Below are 24,021 nucleotides of genomic sequence, written 5' to 3' on the forward strand. Positions count from 1 at the left end.
GGCTCAGTCGGCTGGCATCAATCCGGCGGCAAAGGCGACCCTGAGCGCTTCGGACAAGCTGCGCACATCCAGCTTCTGCATCATGTTCGCGCGATAGATCTCCACCGTTCGCGGACTGATCCCCAGTTCATGCGCGATCACCTTGTTCGCGCGCCCCTCGACCAGACCGGTCAGCACGTCTTTCTCGCGCGCCGACAGCCCTTCAATGGCACTGCGCGCCCGTTCCGCCAGCAGCGCCGCCCGATGATCCTGCTCGATCGTCTGAAAGGTATTTTCGACAACCTGCAGCAAGGTCGCCGGATCGCACGGCTTTTCCAGGAAATCGAGCGCACCCAGTTTCCATGCCTGCACCGCGACCGACGTTGCCCCCTGCCCCGTCAAAATGATCACGCCGAATTTTCGCGGTAGTTTGCTGATCTGCCGCAAGACCTCCAGCCCATTCAGGCCCGGCATTTCATAGTCGAGCAGGATGCACCCTGGCGCATGCTCATCCACATGCGCCAGAAATTCATCGCCCGAGCGGAACCCGAAAATCATCAAATTGGGCCGGGTGGATAGCAAGGATTGCAGCGCCGCGCGGATCGACTGATCGTCGTCGACGACATAGATGCTGCGTGTCGTCATGAAAGCCCCCTTTTCAGTTCATTCTCTCTGCCGAACCCCAAATACCGCCCGGCCATCCGCGACATAATGATGCGAAAGACCGAGGATCTTGCGACACAAAGTATTATTCTGATTGGGCAATAGCGACACTTTATTCGCCTCACCGACCAGGAAGCCGAACCATGCCCTTTTGATGCATCGATCCGATGGCGCCTGATCTAACCGGTATGGCCCAAAGGCCGGTATCGTGAGTGCCGTGCGCTGGATCTCGCCGGTCTTCACGATGCTGCGATCGACTGACAACGGTCGTCGCAGGGTGATAAACGCATCGGCCGCCCATGCAGACATTCCATCCCAATGTGGGACGGCCTGGTTCGAGCGACCTCGATAAAGAAGCGATTATCAGTCAAGCCACAGACGTACCGCCGTTCATCCGGCAGCGTCAATGCGCGCAAGTTATAGACAGCGGCCAAAATTTTCTTTCACGCCGCCGCAGCTATGTTGTCGCTGGCTGGGACGGTACGAAACCGTTCGCTCCGTCCGCCAGCCGATCACACGGGTATTTCAGGGCAGCGGCTGGCGATCCAGACCGAAATCGCCTGCCACCGACGCCGGCACCGCCCCCGAAGCGCGCCGCGCCGCGACCAGCGTTTCATAATAAGCGATCAGATCGCGGGCGTGATCCTCGTCGGTGCGGACATGGTCGGCTGCGCCCTGGGCCGCCGCGCGCAACGCCACCTGGTCGCGCGCGAACAGGCGGTGGATCGCATCGGTCGCCGATTTGGCATCGCGCGCGCGATAGGTTTCGGCAAAGGACGGCTCGGCCAGCTCGAAACAGCCGCCTTCATCGGGCACGATCATCGGCAGCCCCGATGCCAGCGCCTCGGCGGCGACCAGCCCGAACGGTTCGACGTCGGAACCGTGGATCAGCGCGTCGCAGCTTGCCAGCACGCGGGTGAAGCGGTCGCGGTCATAGATCGGGCGGAACAGCCGGATATGCGGGCTGTCGGCCACCCGCTTTGCCAGCGCGTTTCGTTCAGGCCCGTCACCCAGCAGCATCAGCCCCACCGGCAGATCGGCCCCAGCCCGCTCGACCGCGTCGATCACCAGCGGCCAGCGTTTTTCGGGGTGGTGCCGCCCCAGCCCCACCAGCAAATGCCCCTCGGGCGGCAGCCCGCATTGCGCCAGCAACGCCGCGCGCAGCGCCGGATCGCGCAAGCTCGGCGAAAACGACCCGCGCTGAATCCCCAGCGGCATCGACGCATCGACGCGAAGCCCGCGCGCGCTGTAGCGCTTGGCGAGCGCCGGGCCATTGGTGACAAAGGCATCGTACAGCCGCAAAAACCGTTCATAGCGGCGGGTATACCAGTTGAAGGCGCGCTCGATTCGTTCGGGGCTAGCCATCCCTTCGAACCAGCGCAGCGGATAGGCCGCCATATTGTCGTTATGCGCGAAGAACACCTTCACCGCATCGCCCTGCCATTCGCCGACGAAGAAGGCGGGCCGCCAGGGCGAGCTGGTCTCGACCACATCAGGTTTCAGCTGATCGAGCAGCGGGATCACTGCGTCGCCGTCGCGATACATGCAATAATTGCGATCGAGCAGCAGTGGCACCGCCTTCACCCAGAAAATGCGCCCGCCGCCGGGGCGCTCCTCGACCCAATCCTCCTGCGCGGTGGGGGCGATGATGATCAGTTCATGGCCCATCGCGGCCATGATCGCCATCTTGCGATCGAGATAGGTCCGGACCCCGCCGCCGGTGGGCGAGTAATATTCGTTGACGTCGATGACGCGCATGGCCGGCCTTAGCTGTCGCTTGGGGCGAAGCCACCCAGCCCGCGCAGATATTGCACTCGGATATTGGTCGCGGTCACCCCGCCGCCGACATCGATCACCGCCTGGCTGACGTTGGGCCGGCTGCGACCCAGCCGCTTGTTGCTGGGGAAGCCGGCACCGTCCTTCCAGAAATTGAACTTGTTCTTGCCGTCGCGGTCATGGGTGAACAGGATGGCATAGCGGCCCGGGCGCGGCGTGCGGATGCACAGGCTTACGGTGCCGCTGGCAGGTGTATCGGCCCATACCCGGCGAAACACCTTGCCCTGCGCCAATAGATCGCGATCGTCCTTCAGGAAATCGTCTTCATTGGCCGGATACAGCTCGAGCTTCAGCCGACCGGTGCGATCCTTCAGCCCGGTCACGTTCACGCGGATCGCCGGGCCGTCATTGCCGATGCAAGCATCGCGATCGGTGCCGAGCACTTCGGCCTGGGCAAAGGCCGGGCCAGCCCCGACGGTGGCGATCGCCGCTGCCAATAATGTCTTCGCGATCATCGCGGTTTCCTGATCAAAGCATGGATGCCGAACGCCCCGATCAACACGCCATGCAACAGCAACGCCATGGCGGCGGTCACCGCGATCAGTTCGGACAATGCCTCTCCTTGCCCGATCAGGAGGATCGCGAAATTGGCGAAAAGAAGGTCTTTGTTGGGCACCAGCGGCAATCGCGACACCAGCAGCCGCCCGGCGGCCAGGAACAGCCACATGCCGACCGATACCTCGGGCATCGCAAAATGCCACGCGAGCGCGATCATCGTCGATCCCACCAGCAGACGCAGACAATGGATGCCGAACACCCACCAAAGCATCGGTCGCGGCAACGAAAAGACGCGGCGCGAGAACAACAGGAACGGCAGCGACATCGCCGCCATCACCCCCGCCGACCCCAGCAGCGTCTCGAACTGGTTTTCGGTCAGCAGCGTCGCGCCGAACGGCAGCGCCAGCCCGATCATCAACAGCGTAATGCCATTGCCCGCGATCGCCGACAGGATCGACACGTCCTTCACCGCGCCGAACGGGGCGGCAACCATCTTCATTCGCGCGCGCGCCCAGGCGTAAAAATATGCCTCGCCCGAATAACCGAACACCACTTCGTTGGCGATTCGCTTCTTGTGCAGCGCCATCAGCCCTTCGAGCGGGATGCCCCATAGCCGGCGAAAAATCAGGAAATCGAAGGTCGGCGGCGACATGTAGAGAATCAGGAAAGCGATGTAGAAGCCCGGATGCGTCGGCACCGCGCGTTGCAGCGCCGCCAGCCCGTCGCCGAACAGCTCGAACCCCAGCCCGACGATCATCGCCAGGCTGAGCGCCGCGCCCAAGATGCGCGGCCAGCGCCGCTTGATCGTCTCGATCGGCTGCAGCGCGTCGATTTCGGGCACCGCGATCAACGGTGGCTCGACCGCCGGCACGGCGGCTGCAAGGGACGACGAGGCGCCGTATTCAGAATGCTTCACGTAAAGGGTGACCCGCGGCTCGAAAAAGAAAGTCCCATGCCGCTGGCCCTGTACAGGTCACCGGATATGCAGGCAAATGGCCAGGCCGAACCGACCTTTCCACCGCATGATGCGGTTTCATGATAGACGATTTGGGCAATCACAAGGCAGGACGCAAGCCATGCCTATTTCGCGCCCCCTGCATATCGCCTCGTTCGTCCAGACCTTGCAGGGCGGCGGGGTCGAACGGGCGCTGCTCCGCATGGCCGATGGCTGGACCGCGCGCGGGCATCAAGTCACGCTGATCGCTGGCGATCTGTCGGGGCCGCTGCGCGCCGAACTGCCGGGCGCGGTCACGATAATCGCGGCGCGCGGTGCCGGCTATCGCGATCTGATGCGCGCCGCGCTCGGCATCGATTCGATCGCGCCCGACATTATTTTCTGCCCCGGCAACCATTATACGGCGGTGGCGCTGGCGGCGCGGCCACGCGCGCGCGCGCCGATCGTCAGCAAATTGTCCAATGCATTGACCGGAATTCACCGCCCGCCGATCGCCTGGGGCAATGCCGCCTGGCTTAGACTGCAACCGCGCTTCATCGACCATCTCGTGGCGATGACCCCGGCGATGGCGCTGGAGGCACGGCGCGCGATGCGAATGCCCGCCGATCGGATCACCGTGATCGCCAATCCCCCCGCGCGCACCCGCGACGATGCCCCGCCGGTGCCGCTTCCTGTCGGTCGCTTCGTGCTGGGGGTCGGGCGGCTCGCCCCGCAAAAGCGCTGGGACCGGCTGATCGCGGCGCTGCCCCGCCTGGCCGATCCGCACATCGCGCTGGTGATCCTGGGCGAAGGCCCGATGCGCGCCGCGCTGACCGAACAAGCCGCCCGGCTGGGCGTCGCGCACCGTGTCCACCTGCCCGGCCACGCCGCCGATCCGCTGCCCGCAATGGCGCGCGCCGCAGTGCTGGCGCTCACCTCAGACCATGAAGGCGTCCCCGGCGTATTGCGCGAAGCAATCGCCCAGGGGACGCCGGTAGTTTCAACCGATTCGAGCGTCGCCATCCCCGAACTCATCCCCGCGCCCACGATCGGCACGATCATCCCCCGCGAAGACGAAACCGCCCTCATCGCCGCGCTGGATCACTGGCTATCCCCCCAGGCAACCCGCCCGCCCCCCAGAGCGGCAGGCGAAGACGATCCGATCGGCGAGTATCTGGCGCTGTTCGACCGGCTGGTCGCGGCTAGGAATGGGTGTCTTTAAGACTGGCAGCTTCAAGGAGCGTTGGGCGCGATGGCGGACACAGCCGTTCAACCTTCTTCGTTGTATGTGTTGGCGGCGAAATCCCGCATAAAACTGGAGCCGACCGGGGCATTGATTAGGCTTAACCAGCTATCGTCGCGATTGAGCACCGCACCGATAGCAACATATTGCGGCTTACGCGCATCCAGTTCTTCGTCAGTAGCGTCACCCATTCTTCCACGGATGCGCCATCCGCTGTCTGAGTGTTTATCACCTTCGTTCTGCATGTCGGGTTCTTCACGATAGATATATTCAACAGGTTCCGATCCGTCGAGAACACACTCGTCGACGAGGCAACGCTCCCAATATTCTCGGTATTCGTTGGGCGGCGGAGCGATCTCCGGGTGGGCCCACCGAATTGATAGTATGTGGTGCCGCTGGAAGTGGATTACGTCGCCCGCCTTGAGCGACGATGTCTTCTCGAACGGCTGATTATCGAGAACGCCAACGAGATCAGCACCTTTGACCTCTTTCACAATGACCCACATGCGCTCTACGGCCCATTCTTCAGTCTCGTGATTATATTCGAACGTTAGCTTGACTAGATCACCTGTTCCAACTGCCGCAGCCTCGACAGGACTGGGAAGAAAAAAGGTGTAGCGCGCATTTGCTGCAATAGGGCGAGGGTCGCGCACGGTATATGTCAGAGCCGTCATCCCCGTACGATAACAAGCAAACGCTCGCGAACAAGCGGCTGCTTTCAGGTGCGCGCTTTCGGCGTGCTAACGGCGAGGAATGGGGCGAAACCTGCCCCCTCAACCACTACACAACCTACAACGCCAACCCTACCCCGCAACCTGAACCCGCTCAGGATGCGCCGCCGCTACCGCCTCGATCGCCGTCAACGCCGCGTCGATCGCCACTAGCCGGGGATAGTCGGTCAGATCGGTCGCAAGCCGCCGTGCATTGTACATTTGCGGCACCAGACAGACATCGGCGATCCCCGGCGACTCGCCGCCCAGATAGCGCCCCTCGCCCGCCATCGCCTCCAGCGCGGCAAAGCCCTGTGCCACCCAATGGCGATACCATTCGTCGCGCGCGGCCTGATCGGCGTCGAGCGCGCTGCCCAGATACCGCAGCACGCGCAGATTGTTCAGCGGGTGGATGTCGCACGCGATCAGCAGCGCGCGCTCCATCGCCTGCGCGCGCGCGAACCGATCGGCGGGATACAGCGCGGGCGCGGGATGCGCGTGATCGAGCCATTCGATGATCGCCAGGCTCTGCCCCAGCATCCGCCCGTCGGGCAGTTCGAGTGCGGGGACGAAGCCTTGGGCGTTGCGCGCCAGATGCTCGGGGGACCGCTGGTCGCCATTCACCAGCGACACGTCGTGGCGGCGATACGCCACCCCTTTCAGGTTCAGCGCGATGCGAACGCGATAGCTGGCCGACGACCGGAAATAATCATGCAGCACATAGGCCGCAGTGGTCGCCGCGCCCGTCACTTCGCCGCTTCGCGATCGGGATGGAGCGACAGGCCGGTGCGGCCGGGGCGAACCGATCCCCACCAGCTAAGCGGGTTCAGCGTCGCGCTGCCGTCGAGCGAGAAGGTGATGAATTCGGCGCGCCCGCCGATATTCTCCCACGGCACCGCGCCGCCCAGCCCGTTTTCCTCGACACTGAAGCGGCTGTCGGCGCTGTTGTCGCGATTGTCGCCCATCAAAAAGACATGGCCGTCGGCGATCTCGACCGGCTCGAAATTGTCGCCGCGCGTATAGCCGCTGTCGATCGTGTCATAGCTGGCCCCGTTGGGCAGCGTTTCGCGGAAGATCGCGACTCGGCAATAATGCGCGCCATTGTCGCCGGTCACCAAAGCGTCGGGATAATGCATCGCGTCGCACCTTGTATTGGCATCGACCGGGATCAGCCGGTTGCCCGCCGCCGCCCGCTGCACCGGCACGTCGTTCAGAAACACGGTGCCGCCGCGCACTTCGAGCACGTCGCCGGGCAGGCCGATCACCCGCTTGATATAATCGGTGCGCGATCCCGGCGGCGATACGATCACGACATCGCCGCGCTCGGGCATCGATCCGAACAGCCGACCGGGGATGAAGGGCAGCAAGTGAAAGGTCGGCGAGATGAACGAATAGCCATAGGGATATTTGGTCACGACCAGCCGGTCGCCCACCAGCAATCCCGGCATCATCGATTCGGACGGGATGTAGAATGGCTTGGCAAGCAGGCTGTGAAATCCCAGCACCACCAGGATCAGCCAGAATATGCCCTTGAGTTCACCCCACCAATCGGTGCCGGTGCTGCGCTTCTCGGGGGTGGCCGCCGGCTCGCTTTTCGGGTCCAGCGCCAAATCTTCCGCCGCCATCAGTTCGTCTTCTCCGTGGGCACTGCTTCGATTACCACAAAAGCCTGCGCCCAGGGGTGGTCGTCGGTTAGTGTCAAATGCACGGCAGCGACGTGGCCTGCGGGGGTGATGGCGTCAAGTCTCGCGCGGGCACCGCCGGTCAGCGCCAGCGTCGGCGCGCCAGACGGTGCATTGATCACGCCGATGTCGCGCATGAACACGCCGCGCCGAAACCCGGTACCCACCGCCTTGGAAAACGCCTCCTTGGCGGCAAAGCGCTTGGCCAGCGTGCCGGCGCGAGTCATCGGGCGCTGCGCTGCCTTGGCCTGTTCGGCCTCAGTGAATACGCGATCGAGGAATCGCTCGCCGAAACGACTGACCGAAGCCTCGATCCGCTCGATATTGCAAAGGTCGGAACCCAGGCCGATGATCACGCAAAATCCTCCCCGAGCTTGCTCGGGGAGGGGGACCGCGCTCGCAGAGCGTGGTGGAGGGGCAAAGCCGCGAACGCCGAGCCTGCCGCGCTCCCCTCCACCATGCTGCGCATGGCCCCCCTCCCCGAGCAAGCTCGAGGAGGATTCGCCACCGGCCTCAACGCGCCTCGTCCATCAGCGCGCGCATCCGCTGCACCACCGCGCCCATGCCATCGAAAATCGCCTCGCCGATCAGGAAATGGCCGATGTTCAGCTCGCGCACCTGCGGGATCGCCGCGATCGGGGTGACATTGTCATAGGTCAGGCCGTGGCCGGCATGGACTTCGATGCCGTTCTTGGCCGCCAGCGCCGCCGCATCGGCGATCCGCCGCAATTCGGCAACCTGCGCCTCGCCCGCCAGTTCGCAATACAGCCCGGTATGCAGCTCGACCACCGGCACCCCCAGCCGAACCGCAGCCTCGATCTGGCGCGCTTCGGGCTCGATGAACAGCGATACGCGCGATCCGTTTGCGGTCAGCGCCGCGACCATCGGCGCGAGCAGCTCGTGCATCCCCGCCGCGTCCAGCCCGCCTTCGGTGGTGCGCTCTTCGCGCTTTTCGGGCACGATGCACACCGCATGCGGACGGTGGCGAAGCGCGATCGCCAGCATTTCCTGCGTCGCGGCCATTTCCAGGTTCAGCGGCACCGTCAGTTCGGCGACCAGCCGTTCGATGTCGCCATCGGTGATATGCCGCCGGTCCTCACGCAGATGCGCGGTGATGCCGTCGGCCCCGGCCTTAGTCGCCACCAGCGCGGCGCGCACCGGATCGGGATAGCCGCAGCCGCGCGCATTTCGCACGGTGGCGACATGATCGATATTGACACCCAGGCGAAGCATCTGGGTCATGCGGCGCGACTGCCGGGCTTGATCGCCGGGATCGCCGCAAGCTCGGGCGGCAGATCGGCCGGATCATAGCTTGGCACGTCAAGCCGGATCAGCGGAAAGAACGGCACGCCAAGCTCGGCTGCACCGTTCGAGCGATCGACCAACGACGCCGCCGCAATCACGTCGCCGCCGGCGCGCCGGATTGCCGCGATCGCCTCGCGCGAAGAAAGGCCGGTGGTGACGACATCCTCCATCATCAGCACCCGCTGTCCGGGCTTCAGGCGAAACCCCCGCCGCAATTCGAACACACCTTCGGGTCGCTCGAGGAACAATGCCTCTACGCCAAGCGCCCGGCCCATCTCGTGCCCGGCGATCACGCCGCCCATTGCCGGCGATACCACGATTTCGATTCGCGACCAAACCTCCTCTGGCAGCGAACGTACCAATGCTTCGGCAAGGCGTGCCCCACGCGATGGATCCATCAAAACGCGCGCGCATTGTAGATAGCGTGAGGATCGCAACCCGGACGAAAGGATGAAATGCCCTTCCAACAACGCCTCGGCAGCGCGGAACTCCGCCAGAATCTCGTCTTCGTTCATGCTCGCCCCGGCCCAATTCAAGCTATAAAGAATAGGGTCGGGCGCACTGCATCGCAACCATGACCCAAAAACCGGGTGTGACAAGCTTGAGACAAGCGGCATCCATGGGTATAGGCCAGCCGCAAACGACCGACGGATGGTCGCAACTGCGCGATTGGGCGCTGCTCGGCTAGGATGACCTGAGACAATGCGGATGAACGGGTTCAAGACGATGATGGTAGCGGCAGGGCTGGCATTTGCCGGCACTGCTATTGCTCAGGAAGCGGCACCCCCCGCTTCGGCAACAACGCCCGTTGCGGCGCCGCTGACGAGCAAACCAGTGGCAAGCGAATCGACGGCGGCTGCTACACCCGCCGATCCGACGCTGGACGCGGCTGGCGCCCCTCGCCTGACGGCGACCGCAGGTATCGGCCAGCCGACCGACCGTTCGATCGGTATCCAGCATCAGGCGACCGATCTCGGCGAAGACGCCGCCTGGTTCCACAACGCCATCCTGGTGCCGGTGATCACCGTCATCTCGCTGTTCGTGCTGGCGCTGCTGGCATGGGTGGTGGTGCGCTATCGCCGCGCCGCCAATCCTGTGCCGTCAAAGACGTCGCACAACACGATGATCGAAATCGTGTGGACCGCGGCGCCGGTCATCATCCTGGCGCTGATCGCGATCCCGTCGATCCGCCTGCTCGCCGCCCAATATGAACCCGCGCCTGCCAATGCGATCACGCTGAAGGCGATCGGCAATCAATGGTATTGGAGCTACGAATACCCCGATCATGGCGGCGTATCGTTCACCGCGAACATGCTCAAGGAGGCCGATCAGGTTCCGACCGGCCAGCGCGCTCGCACCGATGCCGACGGTCCTCGCCTGCTGGCAGTCGACAACCGCATCGTCCTGCCGGTGGGCACGCCGATCCGGCTGATCACTACCGCCAACGACGTGATCCATAGCTGGGCTATGCCCGCCTTCTGGATCAAGATGGACGCGATCCCCGGCCGGTTGAACGAAACCAGCTTCACCATTCGCGAGCCCGGCCTGTATTTCGGTCAGTGTTCCGAACTTTGCGGCTCGCGCCACGCCTTCATGCCGATCGCGGTCGAGGCGGTTTCGCCTGACGTGTTCGCGCAGTGGATTCGTGCCAAGGGTGGCGAGATGCCCGGCGAAGCAGCCGCTGCTGCCGCCACGGCAACTCCTGCAATTGCAACCAGCCCTGCGGCGGACGCCGTCGCTCCGGCTTCGACGACGACCCCAGCAGCCGGCGGCACCGCCGGCAGCGCCGGCAATATGGACCAGTAAGCCATGACCGACACCGCCCTTAACCCCAGCGCTTTCCAGGCGCATCACGATCATGGGCACGCCAGTGCCGCGCATGATCACCCCGCATTCTTTGCGCGTTGGTTCATGTCGACCAACCACAAGGACATCGGCACCCTCTATCTGATCTTCGCGATCGTTGCCGGCCTGATCGGTGGCGCGATTTCGGGGCTGATGCGGGTGGAACTGGCCGAACCCGGCATTCAGTATCTGCCGATGTGGGCAACCATGCTGGCGGGCGGCGACGTCCAGAGCTTCGATCAGTCGCTCAACCTGTGGAACGTGCTGATTACCGCACACGGCCTGATCATGGTGTTCTTCATGGTCATGCCCGCGATGATCGGCGGCTTTGGCAACTGGTTCGTGCCGATCATGATCGGTGCGCCCGACATGGCGTTCCCGCGCATGAACAACGTGTCGTTCTGGCTGCTGATCCCCGCCTTCGCGCTGCTGCTCGCCTCGCCGTTCTTCGGCTCGGGTGCCGGCACCGGCTGGACGGTCTACGCACCGCTGTCGACCTATGGCCATCAGGGTCCGGCAGTCGACATGGCGATCCTGTCGCTCCACATCGCAGGGGCCTCGTCGATCCTCGGCGCGATCAACTTCATCACCACCATCTTCAACATGCGCGCGCCGGGCATGACGCTGCACAAAATGCCGCTGTTCGTGTGGTCGGTGCTGGTCACCGCCTTCCTGCTGCTGCTCGCGCTGCCGGTGCTCGCCGCCGCCATCACCATGTTGCTGACCGACCGTAACTTCGGCACCACCTTCTACGATCCCGCCGGTGGCGGCGATCCGGTGCTGTACCAGCATCTGTTCTGGTTCTTCGGCCATCCCGAAGTGTACATCATGATCCTGCCGGGCTTCGGCATCGTCAGCCAGATCGTCGCAACCTTCAGCCGCAAGCCCGTGTTCGGCTATCTCGGCATGGCCTATGCCATGGTCGCGATCGGCGTCGTCGGCTTCGTCGTCTGGGCACACCATATGTTCACCACCGGCCTGTCGGTGAACACCAAGATGTACTTCACCGCCGCGACGATGGTCATCGCGGTCCCCACCGGCATCAAGATCTTCTCGTGGATCGCGACGATGTGGGGCGGCTCGATGACGTTCAAGACGCCCATGCTGTGGGCGATCGGCTTCATCTTCATGTTCACCGTCGGTGGCGTGACCGGCGTCGTGCTCGCCAATGGCGGCGTCGACGATTACATGCACGACACCTATTATGTGGTCGCGCATTTCCACTATGTGCTGTCGCTGGGTGCAGTGTTCGGCCTGTTCGCCGGCTTCTACTACTGGTTCCCGAAAATGTCGGGCAAGATGTACAGCGAACTGCTGGGCCAGTTGCACTTCTGGGTGTTCTTCGCGGGCGTGAACATCATGTTCTTCCCGATGCACTTCCTGGGTCTCCAGGGCATGCCGCGCCGCTACCCCGACTATCCTGACGCCTATGCCTATTGGAACGAGATCGCCAGCTATGGCTATCTCATCATGGCGGTGGGCATGGTGATCTTCTTTGTGAACATCATCATGTCGCTGGTGTCGGGCAAGAAGGCCGAAGGCAATCCATGGGGTGAGGGTGCAACCACCCTCGAATGGACCCTTTCGAGCCCGCCGCCGTTCCATCAGTTCGAAACGCTGCCAAAGATCGACTGATGATCGCACTCCCCCTCCCGCTCGCGGGAGGGGTCCGGAGAGCGCCTGTTCGAGGTCGCTCCCCAAATACCCTCCCCCTGCCCCTCCCCGAGTGGGAGGGGGGAAGAAAAACATGAACGCCGCAACCGTCACGACCCCGATCACCGCCGACTGGCGCGATTTTCTCGCGCTGACCAAACCGCGCGTGTTGAGCCTGGTCGTCTATACGGGGCTTTGCGGCCTGCTCGCCGCCCCGGTTTCGGTGCATCCCGTCATCGGCTTCACCGCGATCCTGTGCATCGCGCTCGCCGCCGGCGCGGCTGGCACGCTCAATCAATGGTATGAAGTCGATCTCGACTCGCGGATGAAGCGCACCGCCAAGCGCCCGCTGCCCGCCGGCCGGATGGACCGCGACACCGCGCTGCAATTCGGCGTCGGCCTCGCGATTTTCTCGGTCCTGCTGATGGGGCTGACGGTGAACTTGGTCGCCGCAGCGATCCTCGCGGTATCGATCCTGTTCTACGTCCTGGTCTACACCGTGTGGCTCAAGCGCCGCACGCCGCAGAACATCGTGATCGGCGGTGCCGCCGGTGCCTTCCCGCCGATGATCGGCTGGGCCGCAGCCACCGGCGACGTCACGCTGATGCCGATCCTGCTGTTCGCGATCATCTTTCTGTGGACGCCGCCACATTTCTGGGCGCTCGCGCTGTTTGTCGAGACCGATTACGCCAATGCCGGCGTGCCGATGCTCCCCGTCGTCGCGGGTGAGCGCGTGACCCGCCAGCATGTCGGACTGTACACGATTCCGATGGCAGCCGCAGTGATCGCGCCCTGGCCGCTTGGCCTGACCGATTGGATCTATGGCACCGTTGCGGTGGCGACCACTGCGATCTTCGCCGTGCTGGCGTTGATCGTGACGATGCGGCGCACCCAACCGGGCGATGCAATGACGCCAGAGAAAAAGCTGTTCAAATTCTCGATCCTCTATCTCTTCATCCTTTTCGGCGCGCTGGTCGTCGACGCGCAGGTATTGGCATGACCCCCGACGACGAAAAGCTGATCCGCAAGCGCCAGCGTTCGCGCGCGCTCGTCCTGGCGCTCCTGCTCGGCGGCTTCGTCGTGCTGATGTATGCGATCAGCATCATCAAGATGGGCAACGCGACCTCATGATCGACCGCAACCTTCGCACCGCCTTGATCGCCGCCGCGGGCGTCGTCAGCATGACCGGCGTCGGCTTCGCCAGCGTGCCGCTGTATCGCATGTTCTGCCAGGCCACCGGCTTTGGCGGCACCACCCAGCGCGCCGATGCCGCGCCAGGGGCGATCCGGGGCGCAACCGGGCAGCAGATGACCGTCGCGTTCGACAGCAACACCAGCACCGCGCTGCCCTGGCGCTTCACGCCCGACCAGCGCAGCATGAAGGTGTCGCTGGGCGAGCGCGAAATGGCGTTCTTCACCGCCCGGAATAATTCGGACAAGCCAGTCACCGGCACCGCGACGTTCAACGTCACGCCCGCACAGGCAGGCAAGTATTTCAGCAAGATACAATGTTTCTGCTTCACCGAGCAAACGTTGCAGCCGGGTGAGGAAATGCGGATGCCGGTGGTCTATTTCGTCGATCCGGCGATCGCTACCGATCCCGATGCCCGCACGGTGCAGGAAATCACGCTATCTTATACATTTTACCCGGTGGATTCCGCGAAGGCAGCAAGCTAGAGCATTCGCAAAGACACGCCTGACAGGACGAAGATATGGCCGGCGCCAAGAACCACGATTATCATATCCTACCGCCCAGCATCTGGCCGATGGCCAGTTCGATGGCAGTGCTGCTGCTCGCTGCGGGCGGCATCATGTATATGCACGAGGCTGCCGGTGGCGGCTTCGTGCTGCTGGCGGGTCTCGCCGCGACGCTGTTCATGATGGGCAGCTGGTGGGTCGATGTCGTGCGCGAAGCGCATGCGGGCGATCACACCCCGGTCGTCCAGCTTCACCTGCGCTATGGCATGATCCTGTTCATCGCTTCGGAAGTGATGTTCTTCGTCGGCTGGTTCTGGGCGTGGTTCGATTTCTCGTTCTTCCCCGTGCCGGTCGAATATGCCGATGGCGTGGTCTCGGTTGCTGCCGATGCGATCGCGCAATGGCCGCCGCGTGGCCTGGAAGTGATCAGCGCGTTTGAATTTCCGCTGCTGAACACCTTCATCCTGCTGCTGTCGGGCACCACCATCACCTGGTCGCACCATGCCCTGATCCACAATCAGCGCGGCGGTGCCAAAAAGGGCCTGTGGGGCCTGATGGGCGTCGGCGAAGACGATGGCGTGCTCAAGGGGCTGTGGGCCACGGTCATCCTCGGCCTGATCTTCAGCTGCGTCCAGGCATATGAATATATGCACGCGCCGTTCGCGTTCGGGCAGTCGAACTACAGCTCGGCCTTTTACATGGCGACCGGCTTTCACGGTTTCCACGTCCTGGTCGGCACCATCTTCCTGATGGTCAACCTGTTCCGCGCCTATCGCGGCGATTTCACCCCGCGCCAGCATTTCGGCTTCGAGGCCGCTGCCTGGTACTGGCATTTCGTTGACGTCGTCTGGTTGTTCCTGTTCGTCGTCATCTATGTCTGGGGCGGCTGGAACGCACCGATCCACGCCGGTTGACCCCTACCGAACCTGAGCAAGAGGCCGGCGCGCCGGGGGCACCGCTCCCTGCGTCGCCGGCCTCGCTGTATCGGCTGTCGATCACTGGCGGTTGCCCGCGTTGCGCCGAGCCTACCCTGTTCGCCGGGATGCTGCGCTTTGCCCCCAGATGTTCGAATTGCGGCCTCGATTTTCTGCAATTCAACGTCGATGACGGCCCCGCCGCCTTTCTCACCTTCGGCGTCGGCACGCTCATCACCATCCTCGCGATCGTCGTCGAACTCGCCTATTCGCCGCGATGGTGGGTGCATGTCGCGCTCTGGGTGCCGCTGACGATCATCGCGGTCATCGGATCGCTGCGGATCGCCAAGGTGACCTTGCTCGTCCTCGAATATCGCAACGCGGCGCGCGAGGGTCGCCAACGGATCGATCACCCATGACCCAGCCCGCCGTCCCGCAACCGATCCTCAAGCGGCTGCCGATCGTCGCGACCGTCATCGTCGTGCTGGCAGCGGCGATCATGGTCACGCTCGGCTTCTGGCAGCTTCAGCGGCGCGACGGCAAGGAAGCGCTGCTGGCCAGCTTCGCGCAAAATGCCGACCTGCCCGTCATCGCCTTTCCCGATCCGCCGGTCGGCGAACGCTATCTGTTCCGCCGTGCCAGCGCCGATTGCGTCAGCACCGGCACTATCGCACGCGCGGCGGGACGTTCGGCCGACGGGGCCAGCGGCTATCGCTACATCGCCGATTGCGCGCTGCCATCGGGCACCGCCTTTCAGGTCGAAATGGGGGTCGCTGCCGATCCGGGGTTCATGCCCGTCTGGCGCGGCGGCCCGGTCATCGGCCAGCTGACCTATGCTCCCAACAGCGCGCCGCTGCTGCAACGCTGGTTCGGCGGCGCCACCCCCGATCGGTTGATGCTGGTCGCACAGACCCCGCCGGTCCCCAGCCTGCTGCCCAGCCGCGCCCCCGATCCCTCGGGCGTGCCCAACAATCATCTGGCTTATGCCGTCCAATGGTTCGCCTTCGCTGCGATCGCCTTGGTGATCTATGGCCTGGCGGTCAGACGCCGGATGAAGCCGCCGCAAGGGTAAGCGCGCTTTCCGGCACCCTCCCGCACGCCGCTGTCCTACAACGCCCCACCTTGCTACGCCCGTCGCATGCACCGCCCCTCGCCTCTTCCGACGGCTTCACGGTTCGGCATGCGGAAGGGGCGAATCCAGGGGGTACGTAGTGTAGCTTTTGTAGCTTTCCGAGCCATGGCCCGCCCCGAATCGCTGCCAATTGCCGACCCGTTCAGTGGGTGGATTGCCCCCGCCGCCCGAACCGCCTAATCGATCCGCCCATGCGCTATATCAGCACCAGGGGGAACGCGCCCGTCCTCGATTTCGAGGGCGTGACGCTGGCAGGACTTGCATCGGATGGCGGGCTGTATGTGCCCGAGACATGGCCGAGTTTCAGCCGCGACGAAATTGCCGCCATGCAGGGGCTGTCCTATGTCGAAACCGCGGTGCGCGTCATGGCCCCCTTCGTCGCGGGCAGCCTGACCGAAGACGAACTGCGCGCGCTGTGCACCACTGCCTATGGCCGCTTCGCCCATGCCGCCGTCACGCCGCTGGTCCAGCTCGACCAGCGCCACTGGCTGCTCGAATTGTTCCACGGCCCGACGCTGGCGTTCAAGGACGTCGCGCTGCAACTGGTCGGGCTGCTGTTCGAACGGTTCCTGTCGGGGCGTCAGGGCCAGTTGACGGTGATCGGCGCAACCTCGGGCGATACCGGATCGGCGGCGATCGACGCGCTGGCGGGCCGCACCGGCGTCGACATCTTCATGCTCCACCCCGAGGGGAGGGTGAGCGACGTCCAGCGCCGCCAGATGACGACGGTGCTGGCACCCAATGTCTATAACATCGCGATTCGCGGCGATTTCGATACCGCGCAGGCGCTGGTAAAGGCGATGTTCCGCGATCCCGCCTTCTCGACCCGCTATGCGCTGTCAGCGGTCAATTCGATCAACTGGGCGCGGTTGATGGCGCAGGTGGTCTATTATTTCTACACCGCCGTCCGCCTGGGCGCCCCCGATCGCAAGGTCGCCTTTTCGGTTCCCACCGGCAATTTCGGCGATGTGTTCGCGGGCTATGTCGCGGCGCGCATGGGGCTGCCGATCGAACGGCTGATCGTCGCCACCAACGTCAACGACATCCTCCACCGCGCGCTGTCGTCGGGTGATTATTCCAGCGGGATCGTCACCCCCACCGCGACGCCATCGATGGACATTCAGGTCAGCTCGAATTTCGAACGGCTGTTGTTTGAACTCGGCGAGCGCAGCGGTGCGGCACTGGCCGATCAGATGGCGGGATTCGAATCGACCCGCGCGATGATGCTCACCAACCGCCAGCGCGAGGGCGCGGCGGGTATCTTCAGCTCGGCCCGGATCGACGAAAACGGCATGGCACAGGCGCTGCGCTGGGCGCACGAACATGGCGGCCAGGTGATCGATCCGCACACCGCGATCGGCCTTGCCGCCGCGCGCGCCGATGCCGGCGACACGCCGATGGTGACGCTGGCGACCGCGCACCCTGCCAAGTTCCGCGACGCCGTCGAACGTGCGACCGGCATCCGCCCCAGCCTGCCCGCCCGCATCGGTAATTTGTTCGACCGCGAGGAACGCTACGACACGATCGACGCGACCTTCGACGCGGTCACCGCCTATATCGCGCAGCGGGCCACCCCGCGCGCATGAGCCTGATCACCCTCACCGGCGAAGCCTGGGCCGATTACGGGCTGATCGATTCGGGCAATGGCCGCAAGTTGGAGCGTTACGGCCAATATCGCTTCATCCGCCCCGAGCCACAGGCGATGTGGGCACCCGCCAACCCGGTATGGGAGGCCGATGGCGAGTTCATCCCGGCGTCGGACGACGAAGGCGGCGGGCGCTGGCATTATAACGGCCCGGTCCCGCGCGACGGCTGGCCGCTGGCCTGGCGCGAGGTCGCCTTCACCGCGCAGAACACCCCGTTCCGCCACCTCGGCTTCTTCCCCGACATGGCTCCGGTATGGGACTGGATGCGCGATCGGCTGGCGGGCGCTGCCGATCCCGAGGCGCTGAACCTGTTCGGCTATACCGGGGTCGGCACGCTCGCGCTGGCGGCGGCGGGGGCGCGGATGGTGCATGTCGATGCGTCGAAAAAGTCGGTCGAAGCGGCCAAGGCCAATGCCGCTTTGTCGGGCATGACCGAGTCACCGATCCGCTGGCTGGTCGAGGATGCGGGCAAATTCGCCGCGCGCGAAGTCCGCCGCGGCCGCCGCTATGACGGTATCATCCTCGATCCCCCCAAATGGGGCCGCGGCCCGGCGGGCGAAGTGTGGAAGCTCGAGGAAGGCCTCGCCCCGCTGATCGCCGATTGCCGCCGCTTGCTCGACGCCGATTCGCGCTTCCTGTTCCTCACGGTGTACGCCGTCCGCATGTCGGCGCTGGCGATCGGCGAACTACTTCGCCAGCATGTCGCCGATCTGGGCGGCACCGTCGAAGCGGGCGAACTGACGGTACGCGAGGAAGCACGCGGCCTCGAACTACCAACCGCGATCTGGGCGCGCTGGTCGCGCGACTAGCCGCGCCGCGCCCGGCGGCGGGCGAACGCGACGCCCTCGGCAACCGCGACCGCGGGCAGCGACAGGAAAAGCGCGAAGATAATGCCGACCGGCAGCAGCGGCCCGGTCCCCGCCGCCGCGATCATTACCGGCACTTGCGCGAGGATCAGGATAAGCGCCCAGAGCCAGGCCCGGCAGGGAAACACCCCGCCCAGCCCCGCACTAATCGCGAGCGCCGCCGGATAGGTCAACGACCAATAAAATGGCCCGTCCCAAGGCTCGCGCGTCCCGCCCAACCGGTTCGCCGCCAGCCAGAACAAGGTAGCGCCCACCGCCACCACCACCGCACGCAGCAGGTCGCGCTGCCACAAGCCACTCGTCATTCGCGCCCCACCTTCATCGCAGCGCCGGCCACGAACGGCGCGCCCGCCAGCAGCAACAGGCTGACCGCGCCGAGCAGCTTCACCGCCCCCGGCCCCTCGCCCGCGCCGAAGATCAGCAGCGGCAGCGCCAGCGGCAGCATCACCAGCCCGGCAATCGCCCCCGCCCCGCGCAAGCCAGCGGTCAGCGCGCTGGTCGCCACCGCCAGCGCCGCCAGCCCCGGCGTGCCGATCGCCAGCGCCAGCGCGGTGCGGCCCAATTGCTCGCCCGACATGCCGAGCAGCCCCGCCGCGATCACCGTCGCGGCGATCAGCGGCGGCCCGAAGCCAAGCCAATGCCCCGCAATCTTGGCCAGCGCGATCAGCGGATCGCCGATCCCGCGCACCACCCATTGGTCGATCACCCCGGCCTCCAGGTCCGGCCCCACCAGCCGCTCGACCGGCAGCAACGCCGCCAGCAACGCAGCCGACCACACCACACCGCCAGCAATCCGCCCCAACAATGCGCCGTCCGGCCCTACCGCAAAGGGGAACAGGATCGTCACCAACAGGAAGAACGCGACCGGCAACAGCACCCCGCCGCTGGTCCAGGCGCGCCGCACCTCACGCCAGGCAATCGCGGCGAACGCGCTCAAAGCAGGATCTCGCGCGCGTCAGGCAACGCCACCGGAACATGCGTCGCCACCAGCACCGCGCCGCCGCCGGCACGGTGCGCCGCAATCGCCTCGCCCAGCCGCGCCACCGCCGCGACGTCGAGGCCGTTTGCCGGCTCGTCGAGCAGCCACAATACCGAATCGCTCGCGATCACTCGCGCCAGCGCCGCGCGTCGCCGCTGCCCGGTCGACAGGAATCGCACCGGCACCTCGGCCAATTCGGCCATCGCCACCGCATCAAGCGCCGCCTCAACCCGGTCAGCGCGACCGTCGATCGCCGCCCAATAGCCCAGCGCCTGTCCCAGCGGGAGTTCGTGATCGAGCGCCATCCCCTCATGCATCAGCGCCACCCGCTCGGGCCGCTCGATCCGCCCCGCGCTTGGCGGCACCAGCCCGGCCGCCAGCCGCACCAGGCTCGACTTGCCCACGCCATTCGGCCCACGCACCGCCAGCGCCTCGCCCGCAGCGACCGCGAACGACAGTCCCGCGAACAGCACCCGCCCGCCGCGCGTGCAGCTTACGTCGTGGAACGTCAGGCTCACGCCGCGCCGTCCTCCCCGGCAGTGTCTTCCAGCGCGTGCATATCGTCGTCGGACAGCCCGAAATGATGCCCCACCTCATGCACCACGACATGATGCACCAGCGCGTCGAGCGCGACGCCGGTCTCGATCCACTCCCACAGGATCGGCAAGCGGTACAGATGGATGCGATCGGGCAGCGCGCCGCTTTCGAAGCTCGATTTCTCGCCGATCGGGCGGCCGTGATAGATGCCGGTCAGCGCGATCGGCTCGTCGATGCCCAGCGCATCGAGCGTCTCGTCATCGGCATAATCCTCGATCAACAGCACGACGTCGGCCAGATGCTCGGCAAAGGGCGACGGGATTCGCGCCAGCGCCGCGCGCGCCATCGCCTCGATCGCGGCGGCGTCGGGAGCGGCTTGGCAAGCGGCAGTGGTTTCGGCCATGACGCCGGGCATAGGAGACACAAGATGATCGAGCAACTGAGCGAAGCCGAGCGAGTCGAAGCGCTCGAAGGTCTGCCCGAATGGGATCACGACGAAGCCCGCGACGCGATCACCCGCAGTTTCGGCTTTGCCGATTTCGTCGAGGCATTCGGCTTCATGACCCGCGTCGCACTCCTGGCGGAAAAGGCCGACCATCACCCCGAATGGTCGAATGTGTATAACCGTGTGGAAATCCTGTTGACGACCCACGATGCTGGCGGACTGTCGGCGCGCGACATCGACATGGCGCAGGCAATCGACGCGCTGGTCGACTGACCGCCAAAACCCCCTCCCCCCTGCGGGAGGGGGCTAAGATCACACCCCCCGCCCCATTTGCCGCCGCAACTTTTCGGGCATCCAGCGTGCGGCGAACTTCATCCGCTCGGCGGTCTTGCCCACTACCGTGTGCACCATATCCCCCTGCACCGCCGCCCACGCCGCCTCGGCAACGCGCTCGACCGGGGTGAACTCCAGCCCCGCCGCCGCCACGCGCTCGCGCACATTGGCGTTGGTGCCCGGCACCAGCGCGTCGAGCAGCGGCGTGTCGATGAAGCTTGGCATCAGTGATCGGACCTTAATCCCGTCGGCGCGCCATTCGCCGTCCAGTGCCTCGGTCAGCCCGCGCACCGCGAACTTGGTCGCGCTATAGATCGCCGCCCCCGCTGTGCCATAAATCCCCGCTGCCGATGCGGTGTTGAGCAGGCACGATCCCGGCGTTGCCTTCAAATAGCGGTGCGCCGCGTGCGCGCCGTGGACGACGCCGGTGAAGTTGATCGCGATACAGCGCTCCAGCGCGCTTGGGTCGGCATCGGCAAAGCCGCCGCTCGCCGCGATCCCGGCATTGTTGAAGACCACGTCGATTCGTCCATCGGGCGCGAAATCGGCCAGCGCCGCCGCCCATTGCGCCCGATCGCGCACGTCCATCACATGCGTGCTGGCGCGACCGGCGGGCAATTCGCGCTGGACCGCGACCAGCCCGGCCTCGTCGATATCGGCCAGCCCCACTTGCCAGCCGCGCTCGGCAAACAGCCGCGCCACCGCGCGTCCGATCCCCGATCCGCCGCCGGTGACGAACAATCGCCTGCGATGCATATCCTCACCCATCCTCGCCCCTTTCTTTTGACCTTCGCACCATCCTTCCGCATGGCGTGACGCAATGCCAGATGTTTCAGGCCCCAGCGTCGCCTTTGAAGGCGTGACCAAAACCTATCCGGGCGGGGTGGTCGCGGTGCGCGGGGTCGACCTGGTGATCGCCGGCGGCAGCTTCGTCGCGCTGGTCGGCACCTCGGGATCGGGCAAGTCGACCTTGCTCAAGACCGTCAACCGGCTGGTGGACCCCAGCAGCGGCCGCGTAATGATCGACAGCGCGCCGGTCGCCACCGGCCCCGCCCACGCGCTGCGCCGGCGGATGGGCTATGTCTTCCAGAATGTCGGGCTGTTCCCGCATCTCAGCGTGGCTGAGAATATCGCGATCGGCTTGCGGATCGGGGATACCCCCTTCCCGAGAACCGATGCGCGCATCACCGAACTCCTCAGCCTGGTCGATCTTCCCGCCGACATCGCCAGCCGCGCGCCCGATGCGCTATCAGGCGGCCAGCGCCAGCGGGTCGGCGTCGCCCGCGCGCTCGCCACCCAGCCCAAATTGCTGCTGATGGACGAACCCTTTGGCGCGCTCGATCCGGTCACGCGAAGCGAGCTGGGCAAGGCGATCCGCGCGCTGCACGACCGGCTGCGCCTCACCACGATCCTGGTCACCCACGACATGGCCGAGGCGATGCTGCTCGCCGATCGCGTGCTGGTGATGGCCGATGGCGCGGTCGCCGCCGATGCCTCCCCCGCCGATCTGATGGCGGGGCGCGCCGGGCCTGCCGCTGACGCGCTGGTCGCGGTGCCGCGCGAACAGGCGCATGCGCTGGCGGCGCTAGAGCGCGGCGTATGAGCGAAGCCTTTGTCCGCGTGCCCGATCTGCTGGCGCAACATGTGCTGCTGGCGTTCAGCGCGCTGCTGCTCGGGCTGGCGATCGCACTGCCGCTGGCCGTGTGGTCGGCGCGCCGCCCCGCCGTCGCCCGCGTGGCGCTGGGGTTCGCCAGCCTGGTCCAGACCGTCCCCGCGCTCGCGCTGCTGGCGCTTTTCTATCCCGCCTTGTTGTGGCTTTCGGGCCTGGTCGGCGGCGGCATCCCCGCACTCGGCTTCCTGCCCGCCTTGCTAGCGCTGACGCTCTACGCGCTGCTGCCGATCCTGCGCAACGGCGTCACCGGCCTCACCACGCTCGACCCGGCGATCCTCGAAGCTGCCGACGGCGTCGGCATGACCGCGTGGCAAAAGCTGCGGATCGTCGAGGCGCCATTGGTCGCGCCGGTGCTGATGGCGGGCATCCGCACGGCGGCGGTGTGGACGATCGGCGCGGCGACGCTCGCCACCACCGTGGGCCAGCCCAGCCTTGGCGACCTGATCTTTGCGGGCCTACAGACGCAGAATTGGAGCCTGGTGCTCGCCGGTTGCATCGGTGCCGCCGGCCTCGCGCTCACCGTCGATCTGCTGCTGGCACTTGCCGAGCGCGGGATTCGCGCGCGGCGGCGGTTGCAGGTCTATGCCAGCCTCGGCGCGCTGCTGTTCGGGCTGCTCGCCGCGCTGGCCCCCGCTTTGCCCAGCGGCACGAAGACCGTCACCGTCGGCGCGAAAGGCTTTTCCGAGCAATATATCCTCGCCCGGCTGATCGGCGACCGGCTGACCGATGCGGGCTATGCGGTGCGCTATCGTGAAGGGTTGGGATCGGCGGTCGCGTTCGGCGCGCTCGCAGCTGGCGATATCGACGTCTATGTCGATTATTCGGGCACGATCTGGGCCAACGAAATGCGCCGCGACGACATCCCTTCGCGCGCCGCGATCGTGCGCGGTGTCGGCGATTGGGCGCGTGAGGTGCATGGCGTTCGGCTAGTCGGGCCGTTGGGGTTCGAAAACGCCTATGCCTTTGCCATGCGCGGAGCCGATGCCAAGCGGCTGGGGGTGACCTCGCTCACCGATCTGGCGCGCGTCGCACCACGGCTTCGCTTCGGCACCGATGTCGAGTTCCTCGAACGCCCCGAATGGCGCAACGTCCGCGACCGCTATGGCCTGCGCTTCGCGAGCCAGAACGCCTATCACCCAACCTTCATGTACCGCGCGCTGGCCAGCGGTGCCGCCGACGTCATCCCCGCCTTCTCCTCCGACGGCCGAATCGCCGCCGATCGGCTGACGGTGCTGACCGACCCCCGCCAAGCCATTCCCGGCTATGACGCGCTGCTGCTGGTCGCCCCCGCGCGCGCGCAGGACGACCGCTTCCTCGCCGCGATGGCGCCACTGGTGGGCCGGGTAAATGTCGAAGCAATGCGCGAAGCAAACTACCGCGTCGATCGTGACACCGATAAGGACACCCCCACCGAAGCGGCGACCTGGCTCGCCAAGCGGCTGGGGCTTTAGC

General features: G+C 65.4%; 30 protein-coding genes. 14 read left to right on the forward strand and 16 right to left on the reverse strand.

Features of this window, described 5'->3' with window-relative positions; genetic code table 11:
* Positions 1-3 precede the first annotated feature (3 nt).
* The 5 genes from QU44_RS04310 to QU44_RS04330 all read right to left on the reverse strand — a co-directional run bounded on the left by QU44_RS04310 (position 4) and on the right by QU44_RS04330 (position 3,847).
* On the reverse strand, positions 4-624 hold the full coding sequence (locus QU44_RS04310; protein ID WP_033920378.1) for a response regulator transcription factor: 621 nt from the start codon (positions 622-624) through the stop codon (positions 4-6).
* Between the two features lie 18 nt (positions 625-642).
* Positions 643-951 (reverse strand): hypothetical protein, encoded by a 309-nt coding sequence (locus QU44_RS04315; protein WP_033920380.1) that lies wholly within the window; start codon positions 949-951, stop codon positions 643-645.
* A gap of 216 nt (positions 952-1,167) precedes the next feature.
* Entirely contained in the window at positions 1,168-2,400 is a 1,233-nt protein-coding gene (locus QU44_RS04320; RefSeq protein ID WP_052134326.1) for a glycosyltransferase, read from the reverse strand.
* Positions 2,401-2,408: 8 nt separating this feature from the next.
* Complete coding sequence (locus QU44_RS04325) at positions 2,409-2,933, reverse strand: DUF2141 domain-containing protein (protein WP_033920381.1); 525 nt, start codon at positions 2,931-2,933, stop codon at positions 2,409-2,411.
* Positions 2,930-3,847 (reverse strand): hypothetical protein, encoded by a 918-nt coding sequence (locus QU44_RS04330; RefSeq protein WP_052134327.1) that lies wholly within the window; start codon positions 3,845-3,847, stop codon positions 2,930-2,932. Before QU44_RS04330 ends, QU44_RS04325 begins: the two co-directional genes overlap by 4 nt.
* Before the next feature lie 205 nt (positions 3,848-4,052).
* On the opposite strand from QU44_RS04330, the gene QU44_RS04335 reads away from it, so the two are divergent.
* Positions 4,053-5,132 carry a glycosyltransferase gene (locus QU44_RS04335; RefSeq protein WP_033920383.1) on the forward strand — a complete coding sequence of 360 codons (1,080 nt, stop codon included), beginning with the start codon at positions 4,053-4,055 and terminating at the stop codon, positions 5,130-5,132.
* A 47-nt stretch (positions 5,133-5,179) separates the two neighbouring features.
* Here the strand turns inward: QU44_RS04335 and QU44_RS04340 are convergent, their stop codons facing one another.
* From QU44_RS04340 to pyrE, 6 genes are all read right to left on the reverse strand, one after another.
* Positions 5,180-5,827 carry an immunity protein Imm33 domain-containing protein gene (locus tag QU44_RS04340; protein WP_052134328.1) on the reverse strand — a complete coding sequence of 216 codons (648 nt, stop codon included), beginning with the start codon at positions 5,825-5,827 and terminating at the stop codon, positions 5,180-5,182.
* Between the two features lie 129 nt (positions 5,828-5,956).
* A complete protein-coding gene (gene maiA, locus QU44_RS04345) occupies positions 5,957-6,613 on the reverse strand; it encodes a maleylacetoacetate isomerase (protein ID WP_231621607.1) in 657 nt (218 codons plus the stop codon).
* On the reverse strand, positions 6,610-7,488 hold the full coding sequence (gene lepB, locus QU44_RS04350) for a signal peptidase I (protein ID WP_033920384.1): 879 nt from the start codon (positions 7,486-7,488) through the stop codon (positions 6,610-6,612). Before lepB ends, maiA begins: the two co-directional genes overlap by 4 nt.
* Positions 7,488-7,901, reverse strand: a complete 414-nt coding sequence (gene acpS / locus QU44_RS04355; protein WP_033920387.1) for a holo-ACP synthase — start codon at positions 7,899-7,901, stop codon at positions 7,488-7,490. Before acpS ends, lepB begins: the two co-directional genes overlap by 1 nt.
* 157 nt (positions 7,902-8,058) lie before the next feature.
* Positions 8,059-8,787 (reverse strand): pyridoxine 5'-phosphate synthase, encoded by a 729-nt coding sequence (locus QU44_RS04360; RefSeq protein WP_033920388.1) that lies wholly within the window; start codon positions 8,785-8,787, stop codon positions 8,059-8,061.
* On the reverse strand, positions 8,784-9,365 hold the full coding sequence (gene pyrE, locus QU44_RS04365; protein ID WP_033920390.1) for an orotate phosphoribosyltransferase: 582 nt from the start codon (positions 9,363-9,365) through the stop codon (positions 8,784-8,786). Before pyrE ends, QU44_RS04360 begins: the two co-directional genes overlap by 4 nt.
* 193 nt (positions 9,366-9,558) lie before the next feature.
* Between pyrE and coxB the strand changes: the two genes are divergently transcribed.
* The 10 genes from coxB (at position 9,559) to QU44_RS04410 (ending at position 18,546) form a co-directional block, all read left to right on the forward strand.
* Positions 9,559-10,656 carry a cytochrome c oxidase subunit II gene (coxB, locus tag QU44_RS04370; RefSeq protein WP_443018072.1) on the forward strand — a complete coding sequence of 366 codons (1,098 nt, stop codon included), beginning with the start codon at positions 9,559-9,561 and terminating at the stop codon, positions 10,654-10,656.
* Positions 10,657-10,659: 3 nt separating this feature from the next.
* Positions 10,660-12,330, forward strand: coding sequence for a cytochrome c oxidase subunit I (gene ctaD / locus QU44_RS04375; protein ID WP_033920392.1), 1,671 nt, complete (start codon positions 10,660-10,662; stop codon positions 12,328-12,330).
* 112 nt (positions 12,331-12,442) lie between these two features.
* Entirely contained in the window at positions 12,443-13,348 is a 906-nt protein-coding gene (locus QU44_RS04380) for a heme o synthase (RefSeq protein ID WP_033920394.1), read from the forward strand.
* A complete protein-coding gene (locus tag QU44_RS18840; RefSeq protein ID WP_269429159.1) occupies positions 13,345-13,479 on the forward strand; it encodes a hypothetical protein in 135 nt (44 codons plus the stop codon). The genes QU44_RS04380 and QU44_RS18840 overlap by 4 nt, the downstream gene beginning before the upstream one ends.
* Positions 13,476-14,024, forward strand: coding sequence for a cytochrome c oxidase assembly protein (locus QU44_RS04385; RefSeq protein ID WP_033920396.1), 549 nt, complete (start codon positions 13,476-13,478; stop codon positions 14,022-14,024). Before QU44_RS18840 ends, QU44_RS04385 begins: the two co-directional genes overlap by 4 nt.
* 35 nt (positions 14,025-14,059) lie before the next feature.
* Positions 14,060-14,959 (forward strand): cytochrome c oxidase subunit 3, encoded by a 900-nt coding sequence (locus tag QU44_RS04390; RefSeq protein ID WP_033920398.1) that lies wholly within the window; start codon positions 14,060-14,062, stop codon positions 14,957-14,959.
* The gene (locus QU44_RS04395; protein ID WP_443018073.1) at positions 14,956-15,378 is read left to right on the forward strand and encodes a DUF983 domain-containing protein; all 423 of its coding nucleotides are present in this window, start codon (positions 14,956-14,958) and stop codon (positions 15,376-15,378) included. The genes QU44_RS04390 and QU44_RS04395 overlap by 4 nt, the downstream gene beginning before the upstream one ends.
* Positions 15,375-16,031 carry an SURF1 family protein gene (locus tag QU44_RS04400; RefSeq protein WP_033920400.1) on the forward strand — a complete coding sequence of 219 codons (657 nt, stop codon included), beginning with the start codon at positions 15,375-15,377 and terminating at the stop codon, positions 16,029-16,031. The genes QU44_RS04395 and QU44_RS04400 overlap by 4 nt, the downstream gene beginning before the upstream one ends.
* A gap of 251 nt (positions 16,032-16,282) precedes the next feature.
* Positions 16,283-17,677 carry a threonine synthase gene (gene thrC / locus QU44_RS04405; RefSeq protein ID WP_033920402.1) on the forward strand — a complete coding sequence of 465 codons (1,395 nt, stop codon included), beginning with the start codon at positions 16,283-16,285 and terminating at the stop codon, positions 17,675-17,677.
* Complete coding sequence (locus tag QU44_RS04410) at positions 17,674-18,546, forward strand: class I SAM-dependent methyltransferase (protein ID WP_033920403.1); 873 nt, start codon at positions 17,674-17,676, stop codon at positions 18,544-18,546. Before thrC ends, QU44_RS04410 begins: the two co-directional genes overlap by 4 nt.
* Here QU44_RS04410 and QU44_RS04415 read toward each other — a convergent pair.
* From QU44_RS04415 to QU44_RS04430, 4 genes are read right to left on the reverse strand one after another with little or no spacing between them, the layout of a single operon-like run.
* Positions 18,543-18,908, reverse strand: a complete 366-nt coding sequence (locus QU44_RS04415) for a hypothetical protein (protein WP_052134329.1) — start codon at positions 18,906-18,908, stop codon at positions 18,543-18,545. The genes QU44_RS04410 and QU44_RS04415 overlap by 4 nt on opposite strands.
* Positions 18,905-19,540, reverse strand: a complete 636-nt coding sequence (locus QU44_RS04420) for a heme exporter protein CcmB (protein ID WP_033920404.1) — start codon at positions 19,538-19,540, stop codon at positions 18,905-18,907. The genes QU44_RS04415 and QU44_RS04420 overlap by 4 nt, the downstream gene beginning before the upstream one ends.
* Entirely contained in the window at positions 19,537-20,100 is a 564-nt protein-coding gene (ccmA, locus tag QU44_RS04425) for a heme ABC exporter ATP-binding protein CcmA (protein ID WP_033920406.1), read from the reverse strand. Before ccmA ends, QU44_RS04420 begins: the two co-directional genes overlap by 4 nt.
* Positions 20,097-20,522 carry a metallopeptidase family protein gene (locus tag QU44_RS04430; RefSeq protein WP_131601168.1) on the reverse strand — a complete coding sequence of 142 codons (426 nt, stop codon included), beginning with the start codon at positions 20,520-20,522 and terminating at the stop codon, positions 20,097-20,099. The genes ccmA and QU44_RS04430 overlap by 4 nt, the downstream gene beginning before the upstream one ends.
* Before the next feature lie 24 nt (positions 20,523-20,546).
* On the opposite strand from QU44_RS04430, the gene QU44_RS04435 reads away from it, so the two are divergent.
* The gene (locus QU44_RS04435) at positions 20,547-20,837 is read left to right on the forward strand and encodes a 4a-hydroxytetrahydrobiopterin dehydratase (RefSeq protein ID WP_033920409.1); all 291 of its coding nucleotides are present in this window, start codon (positions 20,547-20,549) and stop codon (positions 20,835-20,837) included.
* A gap of 39 nt (positions 20,838-20,876) precedes the next feature.
* Here the strand turns inward: QU44_RS04435 and QU44_RS04440 are convergent, their stop codons facing one another.
* On the reverse strand, positions 20,877-21,665 hold the full coding sequence (locus QU44_RS04440) for an SDR family oxidoreductase (protein WP_033920411.1): 789 nt from the start codon (positions 21,663-21,665) through the stop codon (positions 20,877-20,879).
* 52 nt (positions 21,666-21,717) lie between these two features.
* On the opposite strand from QU44_RS04440, the gene QU44_RS04445 reads away from it, so the two are divergent.
* Positions 21,718-22,500, forward strand: a complete 783-nt coding sequence (locus QU44_RS04445; RefSeq protein WP_033920412.1) for an ATP-binding cassette domain-containing protein — start codon at positions 21,718-21,720, stop codon at positions 22,498-22,500.
* Positions 22,497-24,020: an ABC transporter permease/substrate-binding protein gene (locus QU44_RS04450; RefSeq protein ID WP_033920414.1), complete on the forward strand. Its 1,524-nt coding sequence runs from the start codon at positions 22,497-22,499 to the stop codon at positions 24,018-24,020. Before QU44_RS04445 ends, QU44_RS04450 begins: the two co-directional genes overlap by 4 nt.
* Position 24,021 lies beyond the last annotated feature (1 nt).

It is taken from the genome of Sphingomonas sp. 37zxx, assembly GCF_000786205.1.
Taxonomy (GTDB): Bacteria; Pseudomonadota; Alphaproteobacteria; order Sphingomonadales; family Sphingomonadaceae; genus Sphingomonas.